At 66.3% G+C, this 26828-nt stretch carries 20 protein-coding genes and 2 riboswitches; of the genes, 13 read left to right on the top strand and 7 right to left on the bottom strand.

What is annotated here, in order from left to right; translation table 11 throughout:
* Positions 1–48: 48 nt before the first annotated feature.
* From C5F75_RS20875 to C5F75_RS20865, 3 genes are all read right to left on the bottom strand, one after another.
* Positions 49–1206: a DUF4382 domain-containing protein gene (locus C5F75_RS20875; RefSeq protein ID WP_059637798.1), complete on the bottom strand. Its 1158-nt coding sequence runs from the start codon at positions 1204–1206 to the stop codon at positions 49–51.
* Between the two features lie 248 nt (positions 1207–1454).
* Positions 1455–2351 (bottom strand): oxidoreductase, encoded by an 897-nt coding sequence (locus tag C5F75_RS20870; protein ID WP_060010747.1) that lies wholly within the window; start codon positions 2349–2351, stop codon positions 1455–1457.
* Between the two features lie 5 nt (positions 2352–2356).
* Positions 2357–3568 (bottom strand): MFS transporter, encoded by a 1212-nt coding sequence (locus C5F75_RS20865; RefSeq protein WP_104012762.1) that lies wholly within the window; start codon positions 3566–3568, stop codon positions 2357–2359.
* A 138-nt stretch (positions 3569–3706) separates the two neighbouring features.
* Here C5F75_RS20865 and gcvA point away from each other — a divergent pair, with 138 nt between their 5' ends.
* Positions 3707–4639, top strand: coding sequence for a transcriptional regulator GcvA (gene gcvA, locus C5F75_RS20860; RefSeq protein ID WP_104012686.1), 933 nt, complete (start codon positions 3707–3709; stop codon positions 4637–4639).
* A 71-nt stretch (positions 4640–4710) separates the two neighbouring features.
* Here gcvA and C5F75_RS20855 read toward each other — a convergent pair whose 3' ends face one another.
* Positions 4711–5877, bottom strand: a complete 1167-nt coding sequence (locus tag C5F75_RS20855) for a porin (protein ID WP_059578008.1) — start codon at positions 5875–5877, stop codon at positions 4711–4713.
* A gap of 701 nt (positions 5878–6578) precedes the next feature.
* On the bottom strand, positions 6579–7043 hold the full coding sequence (locus tag C5F75_RS20845) for a GNAT family N-acetyltransferase (protein ID WP_059577460.1): 465 nt from the start codon (positions 7041–7043) through the stop codon (positions 6579–6581).
* A gap of 149 nt (positions 7044–7192) precedes the next feature.
* Here C5F75_RS20845 and C5F75_RS20840 point away from each other — a divergent pair, with 149 nt between their 5' ends.
* The 6 genes from C5F75_RS20840 (at position 7193) to C5F75_RS20815 (ending at position 13933) form a co-directional block, all read left to right on the top strand.
* Entirely contained in the window at positions 7193–7855 is a 663-nt protein-coding gene (locus C5F75_RS20840; RefSeq protein ID WP_059577463.1) for a GntR family transcriptional regulator, read from the top strand.
* Positions 7839–9077, top strand: a complete 1239-nt coding sequence (locus C5F75_RS20835; protein ID WP_059577466.1) for a dicarboxylate/amino acid:cation symporter — start codon at positions 7839–7841, stop codon at positions 9075–9077. The genes C5F75_RS20840 and C5F75_RS20835 overlap by 17 nt, the downstream gene beginning before the upstream one ends.
* Before the next feature lie 174 nt (positions 9078–9251).
* Positions 9252–9653 (top strand): hypothetical protein, encoded by a 402-nt coding sequence (locus tag C5F75_RS20830; protein ID WP_060010662.1) that lies wholly within the window; start codon positions 9252–9254, stop codon positions 9651–9653.
* A 452-nt stretch (positions 9654–10105) separates the two neighbouring features.
* A complete protein-coding gene (locus tag C5F75_RS20825; protein ID WP_104012684.1) occupies positions 10106–10555 on the top strand; it encodes a GNAT family N-acetyltransferase in 450 nt (149 codons plus the stop codon).
* 121 nt (positions 10556–10676) lie between these two features.
* The gene (locus tag C5F75_RS20820) at positions 10677–12080 is read left to right on the top strand and encodes an HD domain-containing phosphohydrolase (protein WP_060010656.1); all 1404 of its coding nucleotides are present in this window, start codon (positions 10677–10679) and stop codon (positions 12078–12080) included.
* A gap of 83 nt (positions 12081–12163) precedes the next feature.
* A complete protein-coding gene (locus C5F75_RS20815; protein WP_060010653.1) occupies positions 12164–13933 on the top strand; it encodes a histidine kinase in 1770 nt (589 codons plus the stop codon).
* A 33-nt stretch (positions 13934–13966) separates the two neighbouring features.
* Here C5F75_RS20815 and C5F75_RS20810 read toward each other — a convergent pair whose 3' ends face one another.
* A complete protein-coding gene (locus C5F75_RS20810) occupies positions 13967–15082 on the bottom strand; it encodes an extracellular catalytic domain type 1 short-chain-length polyhydroxyalkanoate depolymerase (RefSeq protein ID WP_099318613.1) in 1116 nt (371 codons plus the stop codon).
* A 305-nt stretch (positions 15083–15387) separates the two neighbouring features.
* Here C5F75_RS20810 and C5F75_RS20805 point away from each other — a divergent pair, with 305 nt between their 5' ends.
* Both C5F75_RS20805 and C5F75_RS20800 read left to right on the top strand, forming a co-directional pair.
* Positions 15388–16509, top strand: a complete 1122-nt coding sequence (locus tag C5F75_RS20805) for a sensor histidine kinase (protein ID WP_060010647.1) — start codon at positions 15388–15390, stop codon at positions 16507–16509.
* Positions 16510–16914: 405 nt separating this feature from the next.
* The gene (locus tag C5F75_RS20800; protein WP_060010644.1) at positions 16915–17655 is read left to right on the top strand and encodes a TRADD-N-associated membrane domain-containing protein; all 741 of its coding nucleotides are present in this window, start codon (positions 16915–16917) and stop codon (positions 17653–17655) included.
* 270 nt (positions 17656–17925) lie between these two features.
* Here C5F75_RS20800 and C5F75_RS20795 read toward each other — a convergent pair whose 3' ends face one another.
* Entirely contained in the window at positions 17926–18948 is a 1023-nt protein-coding gene (locus tag C5F75_RS20795) for an ABC transporter substrate-binding protein (RefSeq protein ID WP_060967145.1), read from the bottom strand.
* A gap of 140 nt (positions 18949–19088) precedes the next feature.
* A riboswitch (guanidine-I (ykkC/yxkD leader) is annotated at positions 19089–19210 on the bottom strand.
* A 432-nt stretch (positions 19211–19642) separates the two neighbouring features.
* Positions 19643–19774, top strand: a riboswitch (guanidine-I (ykkC/yxkD leader).
* Between the two features lie 58 nt (positions 19775–19832).
* Here C5F75_RS20795 and C5F75_RS20785 point away from each other — a divergent pair.
* The 4 genes from C5F75_RS20785 to atzF all read left to right on the top strand — a co-directional run bounded on the left by C5F75_RS20785 (position 19833) and on the right by atzF (position 26824).
* On the top strand, positions 19833–20588 hold the full coding sequence (locus tag C5F75_RS20785) for an urea amidolyase associated protein UAAP1 (protein WP_104012681.1): 756 nt from the start codon (positions 19833–19835) through the stop codon (positions 20586–20588).
* An 11-nt stretch (positions 20589–20599) separates the two neighbouring features.
* Positions 20600–21256, top strand: coding sequence for an urea amidolyase associated protein UAAP2 (locus C5F75_RS20780; RefSeq protein WP_104012680.1), 657 nt, complete (start codon positions 20600–20602; stop codon positions 21254–21256).
* Between the two features lie 79 nt (positions 21257–21335).
* Complete coding sequence (gene uca, locus C5F75_RS20775; RefSeq protein WP_104012679.1) at positions 21336–24956, top strand: urea carboxylase; 3621 nt, start codon at positions 21336–21338, stop codon at positions 24954–24956.
* Positions 24953–26824 carry an allophanate hydrolase gene (gene atzF / locus C5F75_RS20770; RefSeq protein WP_104012678.1) on the top strand — a complete coding sequence of 624 codons (1872 nt, stop codon included), beginning with the start codon at positions 24953–24955 and terminating at the stop codon, positions 26822–26824. Before uca ends, atzF begins: the two co-directional genes overlap by 4 nt.
* Positions 26825–26828: the final 4 nt, after the last annotated feature.

The raw sequence follows: 26828 nt of genomic DNA, 5'->3' as shown, positions 1-26828 counted from the left end.
GTTGGAAGGAAAGGGCCGTTCGGCCCTTTCGATGATGCCGTCAGCGCGTCAGAAACTGAAGTTGACGTTGGACTGACTGGTCGTTGCGTTGACGTTTGCCGATTGGGTCGCCCCCGATGCCGCGTCGGCCTCGATCGTGTATTGGCCTGCGGCGGCCGGCGCCGCGGCCAGCGCGACCGGCAGCGACCCCGAGTAGGTGCCGACGATCGGCGCGGCCGTGGGCACGGACAGCGAATAGGCGCCGGTGTCCATGTTCGCGTTGATCGACGTGATCTCGTACGCGTTCGCATCGATCGTCTGCAGCGCGCGCACGAAGGCGTTCGCGCTGGCCGTGACCGTACCGCTGACGGTGCTCATCGTCGACGCAGGCAGCGTGATCGGTGCGCTCGACGCCGACACCGCCGTGGTCGTGTTCACCACCACCGGCACCGAGCGGACGATACCCGACGCGAAGTTGTTCTTCACGATCACGACGTCGTAGTTGCCCTGCGTCGAGCTCTGGATCAGCGGCGACAGCACGAACTTCCCGGAACTGTCGGCCACCGTGCCGCGAACGACCTTGCCGCCCTGTTCGGCATAGACGGTCGAGCCGGCTTCGGCCGATGCGACGTAACCGGAAATCGCGCCGCTCACGACGGTCGGGATCGCGGTGACGACCGGCTTCAGCGCATACGAGCCGTTGCCGCGCTGGACGATCGACTTGCATGCATTGAAGTCGAGCACGAGATCGACGAGCGTGTTGGGCTGGACCGTGAACGGCTGGATGATCTTGTAGCCGCTTTGCGTCGCGCTGGGCGTGGCGAGCGCCTGTTCCGAGCCGCCGGTCGGGACGACCGAGTTCGCGAGGTTGTTGCCTTGATTCTGCGCGAGCACCAGCCGGACTTGCTGATACTGGCCGGCGGGCAGCGCGGTCTGGCCCAGATCGGCGAGCACGCCGTTGGTCAGCGACAGCAGGTCGATCTTCTGCGGCGTCGCGAGGGAAACGGTCGACCAGCCGGCATCGTTGTCGGAGGCATTCGCGTTGGCGTTGACCCGGACCTGCGAGACGGTGACGTACACATGGTCGAAGCCGCAGGAAGGCGCGTCCGTCATCGCGACGTGCAGCGTACCGGTTTGCGTGCCGCCGCCGTCGTCGCCGCCGCCGCAACCAGCGAGTACGAACGGCACGAAGGCGGCGCACAGGGCGCTCTTGATGATGGTGTTCATATGTCACCCCCAGATGGGATCGTTATTGTGGGTGACGGAAGAATAGCCGGACGGCAACTCACTATCTGGGCATCTTTGAAACGAACGGTAACTTTTTGTTCGGCCGGTCAATTTTTACCGGAATTGACCTCGCATCGGCGCGCGCCGGGCGGGTGGCGACGGCGATTGATTCGTACGGAGCGGCAGCAAGCATCTTTTGTCAGACGTTAGCGCTGCCTTTGGCGCAGAGTATTTGTGGCGGTCCGGCATCAGCCCGGCCCGTCGCTCGCGGCCGCGAGCAGCGGCACGACCAGATCGCTGATCGGCGTCGGAATGCCGTGCGTTCGTCCGTATCGCTGCACGACGCCATTGCGGCAGTCCCATTCGAGCGGGCGGTTGCCCTGCCGGTCGGCCAGAATGGACGTTCCCAAATCGGGCGGAAAGCCGTGGAATCCATCGATGATCTCCTGCGGCACTTCATCGCCCAGCTTCGCGCCCTCCGCACGCGCGACCGCGAGACATTCCCGCAGGTAGGCGAGCGACAGTTCGGTGATGTCGCTTCGCGAGAACATGCCGGCGCGGCGACCGGTCAGCACCATGAGCCCCGCCACCGCGTTCTGCAAAAGCTTTCGCCACGCGAGCGAGACGAAATCCTCCGCCACCTCGGGCGAGCAGCGCGTGCCGCGCAACGCCGAGGCCACCACGTTGCCGGCCGGCGTATCGGGCAGGGTGAGCCGGGGCCTGCCGCGCAGCCACACCGACTCGCCCGATTCGCGTTGCGCGGGAAACCAGACGACCGATGGCACGACCGCGGCGCCGGCCGCATACGGTGCGAACGCGGCCTGTTGCTCGACGCCGTTTTGCAGCACGCAGACGACGGTATTCGCGTCGCATAGCGCGGAGACCCAGGGCGCCGCGCTCGCTATCTGCGTCGACTTGACCGCAATGAACACGAGATCGAACCGGCCCTCGATCGCTTGCGGATCGGTCAGCACGGGCCCGGGCACGACGATTTCGCCGCCGTCGAAGCGCAACTTCAATTGCGCGTGCGCCGAGCGGCCGCAGATCACCGGCGTGCGGCCGGCTTCATGAAGGGCCGCGGCGACGGTCGTTCCGATTGCGCCCGGACCGACGAGGGCGACGGTCGGGTAGTCAGGTTTCGTCATGGTGTTCATCCTGTCGAGTCGTCCGCCAGATGCGGGCGCAGCGCGAGGGCGAGCGGAAAAATCGCGAGGGCCGTCAACGCGGTCGCATAGGTGGCGCCGTGCACGCCGATCCAGTCGCCCAGGAAGCCGTAGAGCACGGGCGACAGCGCGCCCGACGCGATCGTCCCGGTATAGAAGATCGCGAACGCGCGCTCGGTGCGTTCGGGCGCGGACATCTCCGGCACGGTTCCGTACAGCACCGACGAAGTGCCGTTGAGCATCATACCCAGAATGGGCAGCAGCACCATGGTCGGCGCCAACGGGAGAGACATCACCGCGATGATGCACGCCGCTGTCCCGCCCTCCGTGAGCAGCACCGTCCTGACCATGCCCATGCGCGCGCCGAGCCAGCCGCACATGAATTTGCCGGCCGCGCCGCCGATGAAAACGAGCGCAAGGGCCGTGCCCAGCAGTTGCGGCGAGACGCCCTTGGCCTTGAGCAGGAACGGCAGAAAGGTAAGCAGTCCCATGCGTACGGCCGTATCGAGCACGCCGATCGAAAACAGCGCGGAGAATCCGCTTCGCCCGGTGCCGCTGCGTTGAGTGGACGCCTGGCCTTTGACCGTCATGTTGGCGGCGGCGCGTGGCACGGCCGGAAACCAGAGCGCGATGACGGCGGCCACGACACCGCCCAATCCGGCGACGATCCATAGCGCATGACGCCACGGCATCATCGTCACGAGCAGCGAAATGGCGGCCGGCAGCGCGGATTTCCCCAGATCGCCGGAAAAGTTGTAGATGCTCAGCGGGCCTCGCGCGTCGCGCCCATAGACGCGAGAGACGGCGCCCGACGCGATCGGATGCTGCGTGCTGGAGCCGCCGCCCGAAATCGCGAGCGCAACGCCCAAGCCGAGCAGGCCGCCCGACATGCCCGCGATCGCATAGCCGAGCGCGGCGAGCAGCGTGCCGATTGCGAGGGTCGAGCGGCTGCCCAGGCGTTGCGCGAGGCGCCCGGCCGACAATTGCAGCGTCGCCATCGTGCCGGCATAGACGCCGCGCAGGATGGCGAGGGCCGCGAAGTCGAGCCCGAATTCCGACTGCCACACGGGAAGCAGCGCGTAGATCATGTCCGTATAGCCGTCGTGCATGGCATGCGCAACGCACGATAGCCACAGCACGCGCCGCCGGGGTGGCGCAGTCTCCTGCATCACGGGAGGGGAAAAAACCGGCAGGCGCATCGTCATTCGCTCCGTGCGAGCGGGGGAGGGAAGCCGCCCGTGGCATCGCTTTCACGCTCGATGCGTCGATTTTATGGCCGACGCGACAGCCATTTCAATTGAGCTAAAATCGCGTCAATCGGGAGAAAAAGTCACGTCATGAACGAAAGCCGGGATGCCGCGAAGCACCGGGGCGAGTTGCCCCCGCTCAATGCGCTGCGCGCCTTCGATGCGGTCGCGCGGCACGGCAGCTTCGCGGCTGCCGCGGCGGAACTGCACGTGACCCACTGGGCCGTGGGCAAGCAGATCAGGTTGCTGGAGGACTGGTTCGGGCTGCCGCTGTTCGACCGTCGTCCGCGCGGCGTCGTGCTGACCGACGAAGGGGCCGCGTTGCTGAACGACGTCAGCCACGCGTTCGAGCGCCTCGGTACCGCGGTAGGGCGGCTGCGCCACAACCCGTTCACGCACCGGATATCAGGCGTCGTGCGGGTGAATGTGCCGATGAGCTTCGCGCTTTGCTGGCTGCTGCCGCGGCTCGCCGATTTTCATTCGCGGTACCCCGACATCGACGTGAGGGTGTCGACGACGTCGCGCAAACTGCGCTATGTCGCCGACGCGTTCGATATCGGTGTCCGCTCCGGTCCCGAGCAGGGCGCGGGCGTCGTGTCGCGCTCGTTGATGCCTGATCTGCGCGTGCCGGCCTGCAATCCCGCCTTGCTGCGGCAGCATCCGATCCAGAGCGTGGCCGACCTGAGCCATCACGTCCTGCTGCATTCGGCCACGACGCGCTCCGCGTGGTCGCACTGGTTGAAGGAAGCGGGCGCTTCCGATCTGCGGGCCGCGCGCCATGTCGAATTCGATCACGTGAATCTGCAGTTGGGCGCGGCCATCGAGGGGCTCGGCGTGGCGCTGGCCTCGCTGCCGCTGATCGGCCGCGATCTCGCCGAGGGGCGCCTCGTGTGTCCCATCGCGGCGCCGGTATGGCGTGCCGACGACTACATGCTGGTGACGAACGCCGATCGCGCCGACGATGCCGCCGTGTCCGCGTTCGAGGAATGGATGGAGCGCATGGCGAGTCAGGAGGGCGGCTAGGTCCGCCGGTCAGGCCGGGCGGCACGACGCCGGGGTCGTGCCGCCACTGCGCCGGTGTTGCCGGTCGGCGATCAGAAGCCGTGGAACATGCCGATGTTGACCTGAACCTGGTTGCCGCCCGACGAGGTGTTGCCGAAGTCGGCGGCCGAGGCCTGCGCGCCCTTCGCATGCACGTAGGCGCCCATCGCGTACAGCGCGGTACTCTTCGACAGCGAGTACGTTGCCCCCAGCGACACCTGGTTGATCGAGGCCATCGTGCGACCTTCGGCGGCTTGCGCGGGCGTGGCCGCGGAACCGTAGACATACGTGTAGCCGGTCGCGAGCGACAGCGCCGGCGTGACCCGGTACTGCAGCAGCGCGCCGAGCACGTTGAAGTGGATCGACGGCTGGCCATCGTTGCCCTTGTACTGGGCGTTCGAGTAGCGCAGGCCAGCCGTGTACGGCCCCACCTCGTATTGCGCGGCGACTTGCGCGATGCCCGCGCTCTTGAACGCATTGCCACCGTTGTAGCCCGAACTCGGGTAGCCCAGCGCGCCGCCGAAACTCGGTTGTGCCGTTGCGTTCAGCCAGCCGTTCTCGCCCTGGTTGACCGCACGAAAGTAGCCGCCGGCGACCGTCAGGCCGCCTTGCGCGTAGGTCGCGGCCGCCGACCACGACTGACCCGAGCCCGTTGCGCCGGCCACGCCGCCGAACGAGTACGCGGCTTCGGCCTGGAAGCCGTGGATGATCGGCGAAATGTACTTCACCGCGTTGTTCTGGTTCGTCGTGTTGTCGTTGTTGTCGACGTCGCCCGGGGTCGAGAAGGTCGACGCCGAAATGGCGTCGCCCGTCAGGACCTGGACCATTTCCGTCACGGCGTCGAGCTGGCGCCCCAAGCGCAAGGCGCCGTACTGATTGGACGCGAGGCCCACGTAAGCCTGGCGGTTGAACAGCGAACGCGTGTTACCGATGGGCCCCTGGCCGCCTATGCCGCCCGTCCCAATACTGAAACCGTTCTCGATCTTGAATACCGCCTGGAGGCCGCCGCCGAGATCCTCCTGCCCCCTGAGGCCCCACTTGTTCGAACCGGCGGCACCGCCATCGAGGCCGTACCTGCTGTGGCCATTGATGTTCGACGTGTAGCCGATACCGGCATCGAGCATGCCATACAGGGTGACCGACGACTGTGCCATTGCTGCCGACGATGCTGCGAAGGCGGCAACGGCGATAACGCTGATGTTGATCTTCTTGTTTTTCATCTGCATTTCACTGTGAGGAGAAGTTTCGGGACGGATTGAAACGGCTTGTGTCGCATTCGAATGCAGATGACGACGCACGGCCTGTGCGTCGTTCCGGTCGCGCCGGCCGGCGTCGTATATTCGCTCGGTCCGATCGGCATGCCACATTCGACCATTTCGTTATCCTTACAATTTGATGCGGGGAACGCGACGCTGCTCGACCTATCCTGCACCCCCGATCAGAACGATCGCGGCGCCCCAACCTGAACGAAAGCGACTTCCTTGCTTTCGTTGCCGCTCCAGCTATCCTGTGTCGTCGCGCTTTGCAGGCGGAAAGACCATATCAGGAACATAAATTCCCGTCAAAATTAGTTTGATATAAGTTAATCTCGTTTGATAACGTCGCGCCTTACGGAGTTTCCCTGATAGGAACCGGGGTCCACGGAGGTGTATCGAGGTGCGCGCCGTCGCGCCGCCGAATGTCGACAACGGCAAGCGAAGGCGGAGAACGGAGGTGAACGCGATATTCGGTTGCGGGCCGCCACGACGATCAGCCATCAGGAAGGAAAGTACCGGTCGCCAGGGTCATTCTGGATAACCGTTCCATTTTCTCCGCGATTGCAATAATCGAAATGGAGAAGGCGATCGTTGAATATCTGTCCGGGCCGGCCGGCGCCGGACACTGACGCCGACCGAGATCGAACGTCAGCCGCGGACGAAACTCAGCGCTCGATCCGGCGCTGCATTAGATAAAATTTCATGTCGTCGCGCCCGCGCATTGAAATCGGAATCGGATCGCGATCGAAGCCGAGGATTTCATAGAACCGATATGCCGATTCGCGCGCCGTGCACCAGAGCAGAATGCCGCGTTGTTCGCGCACATGGCGAATGGACAGATTGACCAGCAGGCGTCCGAATCCCAGGCCGCGTACCGACGGATGGACGGCCATGCCGCGCAGGCGCCACGCGTCGGCGTCCGAAACGCCGGCGTGTCCTTCCTTGCAAACCGATGCGACGGCGACGATGGCGTCGTGGTCGCGAACGGCAAAGTGCATGGTGGTGGGGGCGAGGTCGCCATGCAGGGCGCTTCCCTCCTCGTCTCCCGCCATCAGGATTGCGGCTCTGAGGGGATAGGTTTCTTCCGCACGGACGGCACAGATGGTAAAGCGCACATCTTGTGAAATCATATAATTATCGGCTCTCTTCGTGACGCGGATTTTCTTCCGTTTCTCTTTCGGTATACCCACTCGCAAAATTAGCAGTTGCCGTGCGTTATGAGTAAGGGTAATTTCCTATCCGCGACTTCTTTTCAATCATACGCCAACTGCGATCACAGATGACGTCGAAAGTCTCGACAGATGCAGAGCTTGCCTACGACGAGATCCGATCGAGGATCTTTGACGGCCGGCTTGCGCCTGGACAGAAAGTATCTCATCGAGGCCTGTCGGATGAACTGGGTTTCGGCCAGATGCCGGTGCGCAGCGCATTGCATTTGCTCGAGTCCGAAGGGCTGGTCGTCGTGATCGAAAAGAGCGGCACCTATGTCGCTTCGCCGACCACGAGCGATCTCCGCGAAATTTTTGAAATGCGGCTGGCGCTGGAGAGTACCGCGGCGTTTCTTGCAGCGAGGTCGGGCGCAACGGCAGGGCTTCGCGAGGCCGCGGTAAAAATGCAGGAACTGGTTGAGCGGGACGTCTCGGACATCATGCTCGAGCAACGTATCGGCTGGGTGTTTCATCAAGAGTTGTTCGCTGCCGCACGGAACGTCCGGATCTCGTCGGCGTATGGTCTGTTGCGGGCCCAGACCCTGGCCCTGAACGAACTCCCGCGCGGCGACGCCGAAACCGTTCGGCGCGGCACGATCGAGCACCTGCACATCTTTCACGCAATCGAAGCGAACGACGGCGAGCTTGCACGTCAGCATATGTGGAATCACATCGTTGACGGTACGCCGGCACGGATCAAACTGTTAAAGGCGCGGCATGAACACGAAAAATAAAGGGCTTTCCCTCCCGATGCAGATGCTTGGCGGACTCGTCCTGGGCGCCGCGTGCGGCGTGTTTGCGCCGGGCTTTGCAGCGAAGCTCGGCTTTCTGAGCGCGATGTTCGGCCACGCGATCAAGATGGTCGTCATGCCGCTGATCTTCCTGTCGGTCACGGTCGGGGTCTTTCGGGCCGGCAGACTTCGCGAGCGGCTCGGAAAGGTCGCCCTGTCCAGTATCGGCTTCTTCGTGTTGATGACGGGCCTGGCCGCGTCGCTCGGCCTGCTGCTCAATCTTGCATTTCGACCGGGCCTCGGTGCGAGCATGACGCAATCCGGATCGATGCCCGCGGCGCTCGCGTCGAGCATCGACTGGACGAAATTTCTCGTCGATCTGATTCCCGCAAACATCGTCGCTGCGCTCGCGGCGGGAAATTCGCTCCCGGTGCTCGTCTTCGGCGTCATTTTCGGTGCGGCATTGGCGGCGGCCCCCGAGCGCGCCGAGCCTGCGATCGCCGTGTTCGAGGCGCTGCTGTCGGGGCTGTTCAAGATGGTCCAGTGGGTGATCGCATGGTCGCCGCTCGCGATCTTCGCCGCGATCGCGCAGTTGCTGTCAGCCAAGGGCTTCGCGGGCGCGCACTCGCTTATCGAGCTTCTGGGCGTCGCCTATCTCGGCATGGCGATTCTCGCGGTTGTACTCACGGCCGTCATTCGCGTCGCCGGTCAGTCGCCTCTGGCCGTGCTCAGGAAGGTGAAGGAACCGCTGATTCTCGGCTTCACGACGCGCTCTTCCGAAATTACCTACCCGCTGCATCTGAAGAAACTCGTTGAACTGGGCGTTCCGTACGGCGTGGCGTCGACGATCTTGCCTCTCGCCTATATTTTCAACCGCGACGGCGCGGTGCTCTACACGGCCCTTGCGGTCGGCTATCTGGCCGACGCCTATCACCTTGCGTGGTCCTGGCCGCTCGCGATCACGATTCTGATCTTGACGATCATCACCATCGACGGCGCAGCCAACGTGCCGTCCGGGGCGATCGTCGCCATCACCATCGTTCTGACGTCGATCGGGTTGCCGGCCGATGCGGTGCTGCTGCTCCTGGGCGTCGACGCGTTTTTCGACATGGGGAGAACCGCCCTCAACGTCTACGGGAGCACGGCGGCAGCTGCTGTTGCGGTGAGACTTTCCGGTTCCGACAGTATCGCCGCCGAACCCGTCACGGGTCAGGCGAGCGTGTAGGCGCTTCGGAAGCGACGGACGCCGCGCGTGGCGATGTTGAGCCCCGCCGATTACCAGGCGCTGGCGCACGTCCGTTCGAGCATTCAGGCAGGGCGAAGGGAACAGGTTGGATGGACGTGCGTTCCGATCAAGCTTCAGTGGGTGGAACGACGTATTTTTTGCCGGAGAAACAGGATGATTGGTTCAGAGTCCGCTGATTTTTTCATGCTGCGCCTGGGTACGCCGCATCCATCGTGGATGTTCACCGATGACAGCAACATGCTTGGCATCGGCGATTGCGACGGGGTGATGAGCGCCATGTTCGAGCTGGATCGCAACCAGGTCGCACGGATCAGAAAACTGGGCCGATCGGTGGAGAGGATTCGGTGCACGTGCGAGCGCGCTGGCCGGGAGCTGCACTTTTATCTCCATGGCAGGCAGGTATCCCAAGGCGTATGGGTCGGGGTCGCGTCGGCCGATCCCGACTATCTTCCGACCGACGAGATGATCGCCACATGGGAAGTACCGACGCCCGACGATGCGTTCAGGTTCGCGGGCGTGAGCGCAAACCGGGACGCATCGGTTAGCCCGGCCTGAACTGCGATCACAGATTATTGCGCGGGTTCGAGCGGGCAACGCTCCGATCGGCCTGATCGATCTCTTGACCTGCCCGCCCGTCACACCGCGCGCGCCGTTCAATGCATGTGGTTCTGGCACACACCAACCTCGGATCGCCAGGACCTTTTTGCTGGCCGGTTCACCGGCCAGCGCTTTTTATTCCATTGAGCCGATTGCATCGGTTCGTTTGCTTCGCGCTCACCGACCAGAGGGTGACGTGCCGCGCCGAAGCCCGCGTCGAACGAAGACGTCCGGGCTCGGTTGGCCTCATTCGTCGGTGAAGCGCGAGATAATCGGCGAAGGATTTCCGGCCACGCGAGCGCGACGCAGCGAGGCGCACGGGCGACGTCGTGCGTCGTCGATGCCCCGGTGGCGCGGCGCCGCCAGGCCGGGCGCTTGCTTCTCCGTGCATCCTTCGCCAGCCAAAGACAATGTCCCTGACCTTCGTCCCCGTCACGCGCGCCGACGCCGACACGCTCGTCGCGATCCGCATCGCCGCGATGCGCGACAGCCTCGAGCGCATCGGCCGTTTCGATCCGCAGCGTGCGCGCGACCGGTTTCTCGCGTCGTTCGACCCCGCGCAATGCCGTTTCATCGAAGCCGGCCATTCGCGTGCGGGCTTCTACACGCTTCGCCCGATGGTGGATCACTGGTTGCTCGACCACCTGTACATCCTGCCCGCGCATCAGCGCAAGGGTATCGGCGCCGCCGTGCTGCGCCGGATCCTCGCCGAAGCCGACGAACACCGGATGCCCGTTCGCGTCGGCGCATTGCGCGGCAGCGATTCGAACCGCTTCTACGAACGGCACGGTTTCGTGCGAACCGCCGAAGCGCAATGGGACATCTACTACCGGCGCGGACCGGGCACGGCGGCGACGTAGCGTTCGCGCGATGCATGCCGGTTGAAATCGACGCGCACGTATTAGCGTTTCCCCCGATGTGGAAAACGCGGAGCCGGCCGATGTTGCAGAGAGGGCGTAAATAATTGATCCGAGGCCGATTATGACGACATCTGCAACAAACGGCGTGAATGCCGTGCCGCCCGAAACGTCCGACACCGCGGCGGCATCCGGCGAAGCGGCGTCGATCCTGCTGGTCGACGACGAACCGAACGTGTTGTCCGCGCTCAGGCGCGTATTCCGGCCCACCGGCTACGACATCGTGACCGCCGACAGCGGCGAGGCCGCGCTCGACATCCTCGCGTCGACCGACATCGACCTGATCGTGTCCGACATGCGGATGCCGCACATGAGCGGCGCGGAATTCCTGGCGCGCGCGCGGGCGCTGTACCCGGACACGATGCGCATTTTGCTGACCGGCTATGCGGAGATCGCGTCGGTCGTGCAGGCCGTCAACGAAGGCGGCGTCTATCGCTACCTGAACAAGCCGTGGGACGATCACGACCTGCTGCTGACCATCGAGCAGGCGCTGGAGCAGCGCCGTCTGCGTCGCGAAGCGGCGCGGCTGGCGGCGCTGACGGAGGCGCAGAACGAAGCGCTGCGCCGTTTCAATACGGACCTCGAAACGCAGGTTCGCGCGCGCACCGAGGAGCTCGGCCAGACGGTGATGTTCCTCGAAGCGGCGCAAGGCGACCTGAAAAGCAGCTTCACGGCGATGGTTCAGGTGTGCGCGAGCATGATCGAGCTGCGCTGCGGGGCCGCGAGCGGGCATGCGATGCGCGTCGGCGAGATCGCGCGGCGGCTCGCGCTGGCCGCCGGAATGAGCGAACTGCACGCGCAGGACGTCTATTTCGCGGGGCTGTTGCACGGCATCGGCAAGCTGTCGCTGCCGGACGAATTGCTGCACAAGCCGCTCGCGAAGATGACCACGGACGAGCACCGCGTGTTCCAGGAGCATCCGTTGCGGGCGCAGATGGTGTTGACGCCGGTCGCCCAGTTGCACAAGGTCGCGTCGATCGTGCTGCACCAGTACGAGCGCTTCAACGGCCGCGGCACGCCGGACGGGCTGGTCGGCGACGCGATCCCGATCGGGTCGCGGATCGTCGCGATCGCGCGCGATTTCGAAGGCCTGCGCCACGGCGAAATCGGCGCACCGCATTCGATCGAGCAGGCGATCGACGTGTTGCGCTCGCAGGCGAGCGTGCGGTACGACCCGCAACTGGTTGCCGACTTCATCGAGTTGATGCGGGATCCGGCGAGTCTCGGCATTGCGGCGTCCGTCGCGGAAATCCGGTCGGCTCAACTGCGCGAAGGGATGGAGCTCGCCGACGATTTGCGCACGCATCGCGGCGTGTTGTTGATGACGAAGGGAAGCGTGATGTCCGCGCACCAGATCGAGCTCGTGCGCCGCTTCGAGACGCGGGAGGGCACGCCGTTCGACATTCTCGTGCTGGCGCGTCCGGCCGGCCAGACGCACGCTCCCAACGCAGGCGTGCCGCCGGCCTGACATCGAACGTCGGCCTGACGGCCGCGGGGCGCGCGACCGCCCGCGCCGCGGCGATGCATTCAACCCGTTCCGGGCGTCCGATCATGCATGGCATCTACAATCTTCCGCTCGTCCTGCTGTCGCTCGCGATCGCGACGCTGGCCTCCTATACGACGCTCGATCTCGCCGCGTTCATTTCGCTGCTCGACAATCCGAAGCTCAAGCGCGCATGGCTCGGCGGCGGGGCCGCGGCGATGGGCACCGGAATCTGGTCGATGCATTTCGTCGGCATGCTCGCGTTTTCGCTGCCGGTGCCGCTCGGCTACGCATGGCAGGAAACCGGCGCCTCGCTGGCGATCGCGGTGCTCGTGTCGTACTTCGCGCTGAACGTCGTCACGCGCGCACGGCTGGGCTGGCGGCGGCTGTGCGCGGGCGGCGTGCTGATGGGCGGCGGGATCGCCGGCATGCACTACACGGGGATGGCCGCGATGCACATGCAGCCCGGCATTCGCTACGACGCCGCGCTGTTCGCCGCGTCGATCGGAATCGCGGTGATCGCGTCGACGGCCGCGCTGTGGATCGCGCAGGCGTTGCGCATGCGGCAGGCGCATCACGCGACCGCGCAACGCATCGGCGCGGCCGTCATCATGGGCGTCGCGATTACCGGCATGCACTACACGGCGATGGCGGCCGCGCACTTCGCGCCGGATGCGCGGTGCGGCGCCGCGAACGGCGTCGACGCGCCGTGGCTCGCGACGACCGTCGCGTTGTTTACGATGGCGACGCTGGTCGTCACGCTGCTGGTGTGCCGTTTCGATGCGCGCACAACTTTCCTGCGCGGGATGACCGATACGCTCGAACGGCTCGTGCGGTTGCGAACCGGCGAACTCGAACGCGCGCTGCACAGCTACGAGCAGACGACGCGGATGCTGCAGCGCACGCGCGAGAACATGGCGACCGAGATCGACGAACGCAAGGCCGCGCACGCGCTGCTCGAACAGGAGAAGGACGAACAGCGGCGCCTGCTGCATGCGCTCGAGGAAACGCACGAACAGTTGCTGCAATCGGAGAAGCTCGCGTCGATCGGTCAGCTCGCGGCCGGCGTCGCACACGAGATCAACAATCCGATCGGCTTCGTCAGCGCGAACCTCAACACGTTGAAGACGTGGGTGCGCAGCCTGCTCGACGTGGTCGCCGCGCATGAAGCCGCGCTGCCGCAACTCGATCCGGCCACCCGCGACGCGCTGACGGCCGTGCACCGTGCCGCGGATCTCGACTACGTCCGCGGCGAGATCGCGCCGCTGATCGACGAGTCGATCGACGGCGCATTGCGCGTGCGTCGCATCGTGCAGGACTTGCGCGATTTCTCGCGCCCGGCCAGCGACGAATGGAGCGTGGTCGATCTGCATGCGGGCCTTGAGAGCACGCTCAACGTCGTCCATAACGAGCTCAAGTACAAGGCCGACATCGTGCGCGATTACGGCGATCTCCCGCACGTCGAATGCCTGCCGTCGCAGTTGAACCAGGTCTTCATGAACCTGCTGGTCAACGCGGCGCAGGCGATTGCCGAGCGCGGCGTGATCACGATCCGCACGTCGAGCGACGGCGATCAGGTGTCGATCGAGATCAGCGATACCGGTGCGGGCATGACGCCCGACGTCGTCCGGCGGATCTTCGATCCGTTCTTCACCACGAAGCCGGTCGGGCAGGGCACGGGGCTCGGGTTGTCGGTCTCGCACGGCATCGTCGAGCGTCACCGCGGCACCATCGACGTGACGAGCGAGCCGGGGCGCGGCACGACCTTCCGGATACGGTTGCCGGTTCGGCGCGCCGGCGACCGCGCGGGCGCGGCCGCGCTGGAGCAGCGGGCGTGACGACGTGATGGCCGGCGGCGCGGGTGTCGTGCGTCACGCCAGTCGTTTGCGGCGCTGACGACGGAAGAATTGCCAGAACATCGCCGTCGCGTCCGGCCCCTTGGCGGAATGGAACGGCTCGCCGGGATCTCCGCCGCTCCAGGCATGCGGCAGCCCGCGCACGATGCACACCCGGACGATCAACCGTCCACCCTTCAGATAATCGATAAAGTCCGCATCGCCCTGCGCGTAGCTGCGTTGCTCGCCGACGCGGATCGCACCATGTTCGTCGACGAGCCGGTTGAGCCGCGCGAACGCGATGCCGAGCTGCGTTGCGTTCCGGTCGGTCACGACCGTATCGAGCGCGCCGTGCACGACGAGCGCCGGCATGCCGGGATAGGACGCGACGTCGGCGCACGCGTCGAGCGCGTGGATCGGATCGTCGCGGATGCCGCGACGCATCAGGCTCATCGCGGCCATCGTCGACGACGGCGGCGCGATGGCCGGCCCGGAGTGCAGGCCGACGGCCGCGAAGCGGTCGGGATACCGTAGCGCCAGCGCCGCGGCGAGCCCGGCGCCGGCGGACAGGCCGGCTACGTAGATGCGGTCGCGATCGAAGCCGTGGCGATTCACGATCGCGTCGACGAGCGATGCGACGGCCGCGGCTTCGGACTGCGTCGCGTCGCCGTGCCAGTGCCAGCAGCGATGAGCATGGGCCGTCTTGGCCTGCTCGGGAAACAGCACGGCGAAACCGGACCGCTCGGCGAGACGGCAGATGCGCGTGCCCGCGGCGAACGATTCGGCCGTCTGCTTGCAGCCGTGCAGCATGACGACGGCCGGCATGCCCGCTGTGCTGGCAGGTGCCGCGGGCAGGTACAGCGCATACGCAAGATGGTTCACGAGCCGGCCGGCGCTCGGGCCGGCGGAATGAAACGAGCGGAGCCAGGTGCCGGCCGGCCGGGCCGACGGAGCGCGGACGGCGGGCACGATGCCCGTCCGTTTGGCGGCAGGGGCGGCGACGGTCGGCCTGCCGGTTCGTTGAACGACCTTCGTGGCGGCCTTTTTTGCGGCCGGCCGCGCCTTGCCGGCCCGTTTCTTCGGACGCGCGCCGGCCGCAGCGGAAAACAGTTCAAGATGCCGCAACCAGATGCTGGATTTTTTCCTGGGCATGTGCAATCTCGTAGCGGCGGCCGGATCCGCCGCAGGGTGAAAGTCGAATGGGGGCGGGGAGCAAGGTTCGTGCTGCGCCGCCCTGCAAAACGGGGTTGACGCGTGTCCGTTATCGGCGATGCCGGGTTGATCGAAGTACGCCGCTGGTGCGACTCGACTGGTACGCACGTTGCAGTGGGCTTCCCCTTTCCCGTCCCGGCTGGCGATTCCCCGTGGAGGCGAAGATCGAATCGCCCGCCGGGCTTCACGTGATATCGTGCGGTTCGACAGCAGCATCCACCGTTCATTCCATTGTGAGGGGCGACATGCGCCTAGCTGACTTCATCATACGAAACATGGAGCCGATACTGGTCCAGTGGGAGGCGTTTGCCGCCACGCTGTTACCGGCTGCGCGGCACATGAACTCGCATGGGCTGCGCGATCACGCGCGCGAGATCCTGACCGCCGTAGCCCAGGACATCGCCGTTCCGCAAACGCGGGAGGCACAACACGAAAAATCCTTGGGGCGCGCGGCCGAGCCGGCGAATGCCGCGGAGACGGCCGCGCAGACGCATGCCGTGCTGCGTGCGCGGCGCGGCTTCAACATCAACCAGTTGGTGGCCGAGTATCGCGCACTGCGCGCCAGCGTGCTGCGCTTGTGGATCGACGCATGTCAGCCGAGCCCGCCTCATCTGGACGACATGATTCGCTTCAATGAGGCGATCGATCAGGCGGTGGCGGAATCGGTCGCCTTTTTTACCGAACAGGTCGAGCAGTCGCGTAACTTGCTGCTGGGTATGCTGGGCCACGACATGCGCACGCCGTTGCAGACGATTCAGGTCACGGCGTCGTATCTCTCCGCACTCAATGCGGGCGAGGAAGTGTCCGAGGCTGCCGGCCGGTTGATCAGGAGCGGCGGTCGCATGCAGGGCCTTCTCGACGATCTTTGCGATTTCAACCGGACGCAGCTCGGACTCGGCATCAACGTCGTTCCTCGCCATGTCGATCTCGCACACGTGCTCGCCAATGTGGTGGACGAACTGCGGGCGGGGCACCCTGATCGCGATATCGACGTCGATATACGTGGCGACCTCCGCGGCGATTGGGACGATCAGCGAATGCAGCAGTTGCTGAGCAATCTGGTGGGCAATGCCGTGAAGTACGGAACGCCCGGGACGCCGGTGCGGGTGACGGCCGCGGCGAACGATTCGGAAGTGTTCGTCGAGGTCGGCAATCGCGGGCCGGTGATCGATCGGCTCACGCTGGACCGTATCTTCGATCCGCTGCAGCGTGGCGAGGACCGTCCGGACAGGAAGCGTGACGATGGCGGCCTGGGGCTCGGTTTGTTCATCGCCAACGAAATCGCGAAGGCGCATCGCGGCTGGATCGATGCGCGGTCCGACCGGACGGAAACGGTATTCACGGTGCGGTTGCCGAGAGGCGGGTGAAGTGGGGGAGCTGGGGAGACGCGGCTTCAGGCGGCTCGCCATCCAGCTTGCGGCCGGCGGTGGCGACAGGCCGTCACCGGCCAGTTTCAGACGCTCGTTGTTGGGCGAGCCTAGACTTTCAAGCGGCTGGTCCTCCTCAACAAGGGGCCGCTCCGCCTGAGCGGCTGGAGAGGGACAGCAAATCACCGTCCAGGTTGCATATCCGGTTCGCCTCGGTTCAGGAGCGAAACCTATTTCAAATGTAGTCCCAAGGGCTCCGCAGCTAAGCGCGTTATCGTCGGTTCGTTGAAATGACTCCAAGGCGGATCTTGGGAGATATGCCAGCCAAAGACGATTACTCTCCTCAGAAAAAGCGAAAATTCGGGCAAAATTCAAGCTTCCGAAACTGAGCGATGGCACCTTTCCATGTTCGATCCATATATGTCTGTTATCGCTTCGTTGCTGAAAGCTTGGCAACGGGGGGGAGCAAAGTCGCGTGCAGCGATGACGTTGGCAGTGCTCTTGGGTTTTGCTGCAGGAGTCATCGGCGCGCTCGGGCAAGACTCGACTATCGATCCAAAAGTTGCCACACCTATCGCGGTAGGCGCCGCCATTGTCGCGTTCATAACTCTTCTTGTGGTGTTAGCGTACGAGAGCGTTGCGGAACAGCTGGCCCGTGAGCAGCAGATTGAAAGCGTCGAGGAGCGGATTAGAGAGCATCCCGAGAAACCCCAGTTCGCTTGGGATTTAGCCCGCACAAAGCTCGAAAACTATCTGGATCGGAACTTGGCCCAAGTACGTTCGATCTATTGGCTGACACTTTTGGTTACGTTATGCGGTTTTGGCTTTGTGATGTATGGTCTGTTTCAAGCGTCGAAGTATCCCGACAAACTCCCGGTTTCCGTCATCGCATCTGCATCCGGAGTCTTGATTAGCTTTATCGGTGGTTCCTTCCTGCTTATCTATCGCTCGATACTGGCTCAGTCCAAAGAATATGTAACTGTGCTTGAGCGCATTAACGCCGTAGGGATGGCCGTACAGGTGATCGCCAGTATTCCGGATGCCAACGGGGACCTCAAGCACGGTACCACCGCGGAACTGGCGAAGCAGCTGTTGGGACTTTACGCGACCCGACGAAACGATGCAGAAGGCGAAGAAAGAAAATAGCGATTATTGACGTCGCGCCGTCGCCTACGGCCGTTCGTTAGCAGAGAGCGGCCATTGACGTGGCTCCACGTTCAACGGCGGCTAAGGGTCGCAAACAGCCATTCGCCTCTCGCCGCAACGGTCATTCAGCGTCGCCGCCATTCAGCCGGACACACGGCGACAAGCCAGGCAGCCAGACAATTAGCACTCCAGTCCGCAACCTGCGACCACCGGCATAGCCCACCGGCGCGTCGCACCGCGTCGCCGCGCGCGCCGGCAAGCCTCCCGCCATCAATGCGCGTCGATGAACCGCGAATCGATATACGCGTCGACGTCCTGCGACTGCTTGTACACCGCATTACGCACATTGAACGCATTCGCGTTGCGCGTCGAGCCGTAGATCGAATCGAGCCCGTCGCCCTTGCGGAACGCACGCTTCGCGGCCGCCTCGTCGAGCAGATGCGTGCCCTTCAGCAGCGGAAGGTATTGCGCCGGCGCGAGCCCGACGCGCGCCGACATGATCTTGACCGCATCGGCTTGCGTCTTCGGATCGTTGATGTACGCGACGCAGCGATACCAGACCTTGACCACCTTTGCCCAGTCGGCCCGGCGCGCGGCGAGGCTCGCCGGCGCGACGGTGATCGCATCGTAGATCAGCCCCGGCGCGTCCGCCGACGTGAAGATCGCCCGCGCGCCCGGCGCGCGCTTCAACGCCTCGCCGGCATTCGGTTGCCATGCGGCCACCGCCGCGATGTCGGCCGACGACCCGAGCACCTGCGGCAGCTCGTTGGTTTTCGCATTCACGAGCGTGACGTCGCTGTCCTTGAGCCCGTGCTTCTGCAGCGCGGTTTCGAGCAGAAGATGGTCGACCAGGCCGAGCTCGACGCCGATCTTCTTCCCCTTCAGCGCCTCGACGGTGCGCAGCGGCGGCTTCGCGACGATCATGTCGTTGCCGGCCGAATAGTCGGTCAGCAGGATCATCACGTTCTTCGCGCCGGACGCGCCCGTCACGAGCGCATCGCCGTTGGTCGCCGCGACCGCGTCCAGCTTGCCCGCGGAAAACGCGTCGAGCGACGCCGAATAATCGAACCATTCGAAATCGACGTCGACGCCGGCCTCCTTGAACCAGCCCTTGTCGAGCGCGACCTGGAACGCGACCCAGCCGGGCCAGTCGCTGTAGCCGATCTTCAGTGGTGCGGCAGCCTGTGCGGCGGGCGCCGCCCATAGCGCGGCAGCCGCGGCGGCGGCGCCCAGTGCGTGACGGATGAAACGGAAGGACGACAGGCGGCGGAACGCCGAGGCGGGACGGGTCATCGTTGTTCTCCAGGAGACCGGGATCGGGATCGTCGATACGGACCGTGCGCGAGCGCACGGTCCGGCTGCGTGACCGGTTCCTGCAGATGTGCAACGAACGGGGCGGCCACGGAGAGGCGCGACGGCCGTTGCCATCGCCAATCTCCCGGGCTTTTGTCCCGCCGTGTAGCACGCGTGCACCCGCTCTTGCGATCGGATGAACCCGCGCCGGGCTGCTCTCGGACCAGACGTTCGATGAACCGGAACCCTAGCACCCCTAAGATGCGACGCCGCCGCACCTCTCGGCGTCATGCCGAGCGAGAAGCGTGCCAACGGCGCGGGGCAACGCGATTCAACGGCGGCGCGTGGTGCGCTGAAGTTCGATGAAGCGGGCGGCGAACAGCGCGTGCAGTACGCGCCGCAGCAGGTCGAGCTTGTTCATGAAGGATCGGGGATGAGGTGGCGGTGCATGGATTCAGCAATGCCCATGCCATCGCGGATCGGCCGGTGCGCGAGCGCGCGACGCGCACTGCGCCGGTGCGCGGTTGCGTGCGCATGGTGCGCCGCGCGCCCGCCGCGAGGGCAAGCAGACGCGTCCGCCATCCGCATGCCGTGCGGCATCGCGCCGTCGGGCCGTGTCGTGCGGCGATCGGGCGATGGCTGGCACGTAACTCGCTTGTTCGATGCCCGAGAGGTGCGAAGCAATTTGCATCATCTTCAGGATCGCTAGGGTTCCGGTCGTGCGGCGTGCGCCGCGCGATGCCTGGTCCGAGAGCAATCCGGTCTTGCCTTCGCCTCGATACGAGGAAACGGCGAGGCTCCACGGAGGGATAAAAGCCCGGGAGGTCGCGATGTCGTTCGGTCGCCCTCTCACGCCTTTTGTCCAACCGACCCACGGAGCCGCCATGTCGCCGAGCCCCCAAGCCGTCCTCGCCCCCCCGTCGCACGTCGCGTGGGAAACGCTGATTCCCGCCGGAACACACTGGTCCGGCATTCTGCGGCGCGGTCTCGCGCTGCGCATCGTCGATGTCGACGGCGGCGCGAACCTGTCCGCCGTCTTTCATCGTCAGGAAGATTTGCTAGAGCGCTACAACATGGCCGACACGCTGAAGGCGCAGCACACCGCGCATCTCACGCGCGGCCATGCGCTGTACACGGACATGGGGCGCGTGATCGCGTCGATCACGGCCGATACGCTCGGCTGGCACGATCCGCTCGGCGGCGTCGGCGATGCGCGGCTGTTCGCGCACAAGTACGGCACGTCGTCGTATCAGGCCGATCGCAACGCGATGATCCGCAACGGCCGCGACAGCCTCGTGCTCGAGCTCGCGAAATACGGGCTATCGGCACGCGACCTCGCCGCGAACGTCAACTTCTTCAGCAAGCTGAGCACGTACGACGACGGCGCGCTCGAATTCGTCGCCGGACATTCGCCGGCCGGCAGCGCGTTGGACCTGCGCTTCGAGATGAATACGCTCGCGGCGTTCTCGACCGCGCCGCATCCGCTCGACCCGCGTCCGGACTACGCGCCGAAAGCGGTGAAGCTGATCGCGTACCGCGCGTATCCGGCCGACGGCGCGGCGCCCGACGACGACCCGTGCCGGCGCGCGTGCGCGGAGAACACGCGCGGCTTCGCCAACACCGACCGTCTGTTCGCGTAAGGAGCGAGAGCATGCCGATCATCGAAAGCCGTCTCGACCCGCGCGACGCGATCCACGACATCACGCTGAACGCGGGCGACCCGTGGCTGCACGACCTGAAGCGCGGGCAGACCTTGCGCATTCTCGACCTGGAAGGCAACCAGGCCGTCGACACGCTGTTCTACCGCACCGACGCTCCCGAGGAACGCTACAGCGCGCAGGACACGATCCGCGCGCAGCGCAACCTGTACCTGAGCGCGGGCAGCGTGCTCGTGTCGAGCCATGGCAACCCGATGGCGACGATCGTCGCCGACACGTGCGGCCGTCACGACACGCTCGGCGGCGCATGCGCGGCCGAGAGCAACACGGTGCGCTATGCGCTCGACAAGCGTTACATGCACAACTGCCGCGACAGCTTCCTCAACGCGATCACGCACTGCACGTGCGGCGCCGGGGCGCGGCTCACGAAGCGCGATCTCGTGGGCAACGTCAACTTCTTCATGAACGTGCCCGTCACGCCGCTCGGCAGGCTCACGTTCGAGGACGGCATCTCCGCGCCGGGTAAATACGTCGAGATGCGCGCGGAGATGGACGTCACGGTGCTGATCTCGAACTGCCCGCAACTGAACAATCCGTGCAACGGCTACAACCCGACGCCCGTGCGCCTCATCGTGTGGGGGGCGCAATGACCTGCCCCCACGCTCACTATTGTTCGCTGCCCCCCAAGGGGGCGGTTGCCTTCCTTGGGGCGGCCCGGCGGGAGGCAACATGAGATTCGCCAAAGTCCTCGTCGCGAATCGCGGCGAAATTGCCTGCCGCGTGATCCGCACGCTGAAGCGCCTCGGCATCGCATCGGTCGCGATCTATTCGGATGCCGATCGCGACGCGCGCCACGTGGCGCTCGCCGACGAAGCTGTGTGGGTCGGGCCCGCGCCGGCGGCCGACAGCTATCTGAACGTCGCGGCCATCCTCGCCGCCGCGCGCGAGACCGGCGCGCAGGCCGTGCACCCCGGTTACGGCTTCCTGTCCGAGCACGCGGGCTTTGCCGACGCGTGCGAAGCGGCGGGCCTGCGCTTCATCGGGCCGCGCGGCGATCACATACGCGCGTTCGGCCTCAAGCACACCGCGCGCGAACTCGCCGCCGCACACGGCGTCGCGCTGCTGCCCGGCACCGGGCTGCTCGACGACGTGGCGACGGCGCTCGCCGAAGCCGACGCGATCGGCTATCCGGTGATGCTCAAGAGCACCGCGGGCGGCGGCGGCATCGGCATGTCGCTGTGTCGCGATGCCGCGCAGCTCGGCGCGGCTTTCGAATCGGTCGTGCGGCTCGGCGCCGCGAATTTCGCACATGCGGGCGTCTATCTCGAGAAGTTCGTCGAACACGCGCGGCACATCGAAGTGCAGATCTTCGGCGACGGCCGCGGCGGCGCGATCGCGCTCGGCGAACGCGATTGCTCGGTGCAGCGCCGCAACCAGAAGGTGATCGAGGAAACGCCCGCGCCCGACCTGACCGACGCCGAGCGCGACGCGCTGCACGCAAGCGCGGTGCGGCTCGCGCGCGCGGTGGGCTACGCGTCGGCCGGCACGGTCGAATTCGTGTTCGACGCGTCCGCGCGGCGGTTCTATTTCCTCGAGGTGAACACGCGGCTGCAAGTCGAACATTGCGTGACCGAGGCAGTGACGGGCGTCGATCTCGTGGAATGGATGATTCTGCAGGCCGAAGGCGACCTGCCGCCACTCGACACGCTTGCCGTCGCGCCGCGCGGCGCGAGCATCCAGGTGCGGCTCTATGCGGAGGATCCGAACAAGCAGTTCCAGCCGAGCGCCGGGCTGCTTACGCACGTGTCGTTTCCGGAGAACGTGCGGGTCGACGGCTGGATCGAGGCAGGCACGGAGATCAGCGCGCATTACGATCCGTTGCTCGCGAAGCTGATCGTGCGCGGCGACACGCGACGCGACGCGCTGGCCGCGCTGCGTGCCGCGCTCGACCAGACCGAGCTGTACGGGATCGAGACCAACCTCGACTACCTGCGCGCCGTCGTCGGCTCCGACACGTTCGCGCGCGGTGCGCCGACCACTGCCTTCCTGTCGCGCTTCGCGTTTGCGCCGCACACGATCGACGTGCTCGACGGCGGCGTGCAGACCACCGTGCAGCAGGCGCCCGGGCGGGTCGGCTACTGGAGCGTCGGCGTGCCGCCGTCGGGGCCGATGGACGATCGCGCGTTCGATCTCGCGAACGCGCTGCTCGGCAACGCGCGCGACGCGGCCGGGCTGGAATTCACGATGGTCGGCGCGACGCTGCGCTTCAATACCGCGACGCTGTTCGTGCTCGGCGGTGCGCCGCTCGCGGCCACGCTCGACGGCGAAGCGGTGTCGTTCTGGCAGGTCGTGCGCGCACGGGCGGGCGCGGTGCTCAAGCTGGGCGGCGTGACGGGCGCGGGCGTGCGCGCGTGTCTCGCCGTCAAGGGCGGGCTGCAGGTACCCGACTATCTCGGCAGCAAGGCGACCTTCACGCTCGGCCAGTTCGGCGGCCATGCCGGCCGCGCGCTGCGCAAGGGCGACGTGCTGCATCTGCACGCGGACGCCGGGCGCGGCGACGCCGGCGCGACGCTGGCCGCGGCCGACATTCCCGAGCTGACCCACGCATGGACGCTCGGGGTGCTCGACGGTCCGCATGGCGCGCCGGATTTCTTCACGCCGGACGACATCGCGATGCTCTACGGCACGCAGTGGACCGTCCATTACAACTCCAGCCGCACCGGCGTGCGGCTGATCGGCCCGAAGCCGCAATGGGCGCGTGCGGACGGCGGCGAGGCGGGGCTGCATCCGTCGAACATCCACGACAACGCGTATGCGATCGGTGCCGTCGATTTCACCGGCGACATGCCCGTGATTCTCGGACCGGACGGGCCGAGCCTCGGCGGCTTCGTGTGCCCGGTGACGGTCGTGCGCGATGAGCTGTGGAAGCTCGGGCAGTTGCGGCCGGGCGATACCGTGCAGTTCGTGCGCGCGGGCGTGTCGGCCGGGATATCGGCCGGGAAACCGGCTGCCGCGATCGTGGATGCGACGCGTGACGTGGCAACGGCTGCATCCGGCGCATCCGACGATTGCGTGCTGCACCGCGACCCGTCCGCGGGCGGCGGCATCGGCGTCGTCTACCGGCGCTCGGGCGATCGCAACGTGCTCGTCGAATACGGGCCGCTCATGCTCGACCTGAACCTGCGCTTTCGCGTGCACGCGCTGATGTGCTGGCTCGACGCGCACCGGTTGCCCGGCATGCTCGACCTGACGCCGGGCATCCGCTCGCTGCAGGTGCAGTTCGACGCACGGACGCTGCCGCTCGATGCGCTGCTCGCGCATCTGCAGGCGGCCGAGCGCGAGTTGGCCGACGTGGCCGACATGCGCGTGCCGAACCGCATCGTCCATCTGCCGCTGTCATGGGACGACCCGTCGACACGCGTCGCGATCGAACGCTACATGCAGTCGGTGCGGCCCGATGCGCCGTGGTGCCCGAGCAATATCGAGTTCATCCGGCGCATCAACGGCCTGGCGAGCATCGACGACGTGAAGCGCATCGTGTTCGACGCACGCTATCTGGTGATGGGGCTCGGCGACGTCTACCTCGGTGCGCCCGTCGCGACGCCGATCGATCCGCGGCACCGGCTCGTGACGACGAAATACAACCCCGCGCGCACCTGGACGCCGGAGAACGCGGTCGGCATCGGCGGCGCGTATCTGTGCGTGTACGGGATGGAAGGGCCGGGCGGCTATCAGTTCGTCGGCCGCACCGTGCAGATGTGGAACCGCCACCGCACCACGCGGGAATTCGAAGCCGGCAAGCCGTGGCTGCTGCGCTTCTTCGACGAGATCCGCTTCTACGAAGTCAGCGAGGCCGAACTGACTGCGCTGCGTGCGGATTTCATCGCGGGCCGCGCGACGCTGAAGATCGAGGAATCGGTGTTCGATCTGCGCGAATACAACCGCTTCCTGCACGACGAGGCGGATTCGATCGCTGCGTTCAAGGCGACGCAGCAGGCCGCGTTCGACGCGGAGCGCGAGCGGTGGCGCGCGGCCGGCCATGCGGAATACGTCGGCGACGCGGAGCAGGGCGACGCGCAAGCGGACCGGGCGGCGGCCGCGCTCGACGACACGCAGCGGGCGATCGCCGCGGACGTGTCGGGCAGCGTGTGGAAAGTGTTGGTGGAAGCCGGCGAGCGCGTGACCGAAGGGCAGGTCGTCGCGATCGTCGAGTCGATGAAGATGGAGGTGGCGGTGACGGCAACGGAAGACGGCACGATCGAAACGATCGATTGCGCGCCTGGCGCGGCGGTGGTGGCCGGACAGCGGCTGATGGTGATGAAGGCGGGCGCCGCCGAGGAGGTCGCATGAGTACGACGGAACGCTCGATCCTGCCCGGGCTGCACTCGATTGCCGCGCTGCGCGCACGCTACGCGGCGGGCGGCCTGACGCCGCATGCGCTCGTCGACGCGATCGCCGCGCACTTCGACGCGGGCGACCCGCACCATGCGTGGATCCGGCCGCTGACGCGCGACGAGATGATGCCGTATGCCGAAGCACTGGCCGGCCGCGACATCGCGTCGTTGCCGCTCTACGGCGTGCCGTTCGCGGTCAAGGACAACATCGACGTCGCCGGCATCCCGACGACGGCGGGCTGCCCCGCCTACGCATATACGCCCGAACGCAGCGCGCCCGTGGTCGAGCGGCTGATCGCGGCCGGCGCGATTCCCGTCGGCAAGACGAATCTCGACCAGTTCGCGACCGGGCTCTCGGGGCAGCGCTCGCCATACGGCGCGTGCCGCAATGCGCTCGACCCGCGCTACGCGTCGGGTGGCTCGAGTTCCGGCTCGGCCGTGGCCGTCGCGGTCGGCGTCGCGACGTTCTCGCTCGGCACCGATACGGCGGGCTCCGGGCGCGTACCCGCCGCATTTCATGGGCTCGTCGGGCTCAAGCCGACCCGGGGCGTGCTCAGCACGCTCGGCGTGGTGCCGGCCTGCCGGTCGCTCGATTGCGTGTCGGTGTTCGCGCGCTCGGCGGACGACGCACGCACCGTGTTCGCCGCCGCGCACGGCGTGACGGAAGGCGATCCGTACGGGCGCGCCTGGCAGCCGCTGCTGGGCGCGGACGGCTTGCGCGCGCAGCCGGCGCGGCCACTCGCGCAATTGCGTTTCGGCACGCCGCGAGCCGATCAGCTCGAATTCTTCGGCGACGCATCGTATCGCGCCGCATGGGGCGCGGCGCTGGAACGGCTGCGCGCGACCGGCGCGCGGATCGTCGAGATCGACTTCGGCCCATTCCTGGCCGCCGCGCGGCTGCTGTACGAAGGCCCGTGGGTCGCTGAGCGGCTCGCCGCGATCGGCCCGTTCGCCGCGCGCGAGCCCGATGCGCTGCATCCGGTGATTCGCGAGATCCTCGGCGGCGCGTCGCGCTTCAGCGCCGCCGATGCGTTCGCCGCATTCGACCGGCTTGCGGCGCTGCGCGTCGATGCGGCCCGCGCGTGGGACGGCCTCGACGCGATCGTGATGCCGACCTCGGCGACGACCGCGACCGTCGATGCGCTCGAAGCCGATCCGATCGCGATCAATTCACGCTTCGGCTATTACACGAACTTCGTGAACCTGCTCGACCTGTCGGCGATCGCGGTGCCGGCAGGCACGTGCGCGACCGGGCCGCATGCGGGCTTGCCGTTCGGCATCACGTTCGTCGGTCGCGCGCACGACGATGCGCGGCTGCTCGATCTCGCGCAGGCATGGGGCGACGGCGTGGCAGCGGGCGGCGACGTACGGCCGCCTGCGGCCGCGATGCCGCCGGGCGCCGCATCGGCGGGTGTCGTGCGGGTGGCCGTCGTCGGCGCGCATCTGCGCGGCGAACCGTTGAACGGGCAGCTCACGCAGCGCGGCGCGCGCTTCGTCGGCGCGACCACGACCGCGCCGGCCTATCGTCTCTATGCGCTGTCCGCCGATGCAAGCGGCGGCGTCGCCAAGCCGGGGCTCGTGCGCGTGCCGGACGGCGGCGCGCCGATCGCGGTCGAAATCTGGGAGATGCCGGTCGACGCGTACGGCAGCTTCGTCGCCGGTATTGCGGCGCCGCTCGGCATCGGCACGTTGACGCTCGCCGACGGTTCGCCCGTGCAAGGCTTCCTGTGCGAGCACGTGGCGCTCGACGAAGCGCAGGACATCACGCGGTTCGGCGGCTGGCGGGCGTACCGCGCGCAGGCCGCGAGCGGCGCACGGCAATGAACGC

It is taken from the genome of Burkholderia anthinoferrum (assembly GCF_002925705.1).
Classification (GTDB): domain Bacteria; phylum Pseudomonadota; class Gammaproteobacteria; order Burkholderiales; family Burkholderiaceae; genus Burkholderia; species Burkholderia semiarida.
Note: the sequence above shows the minus strand (reverse complement) of the source record. Positions and strands in the feature narration are given on the sequence as shown.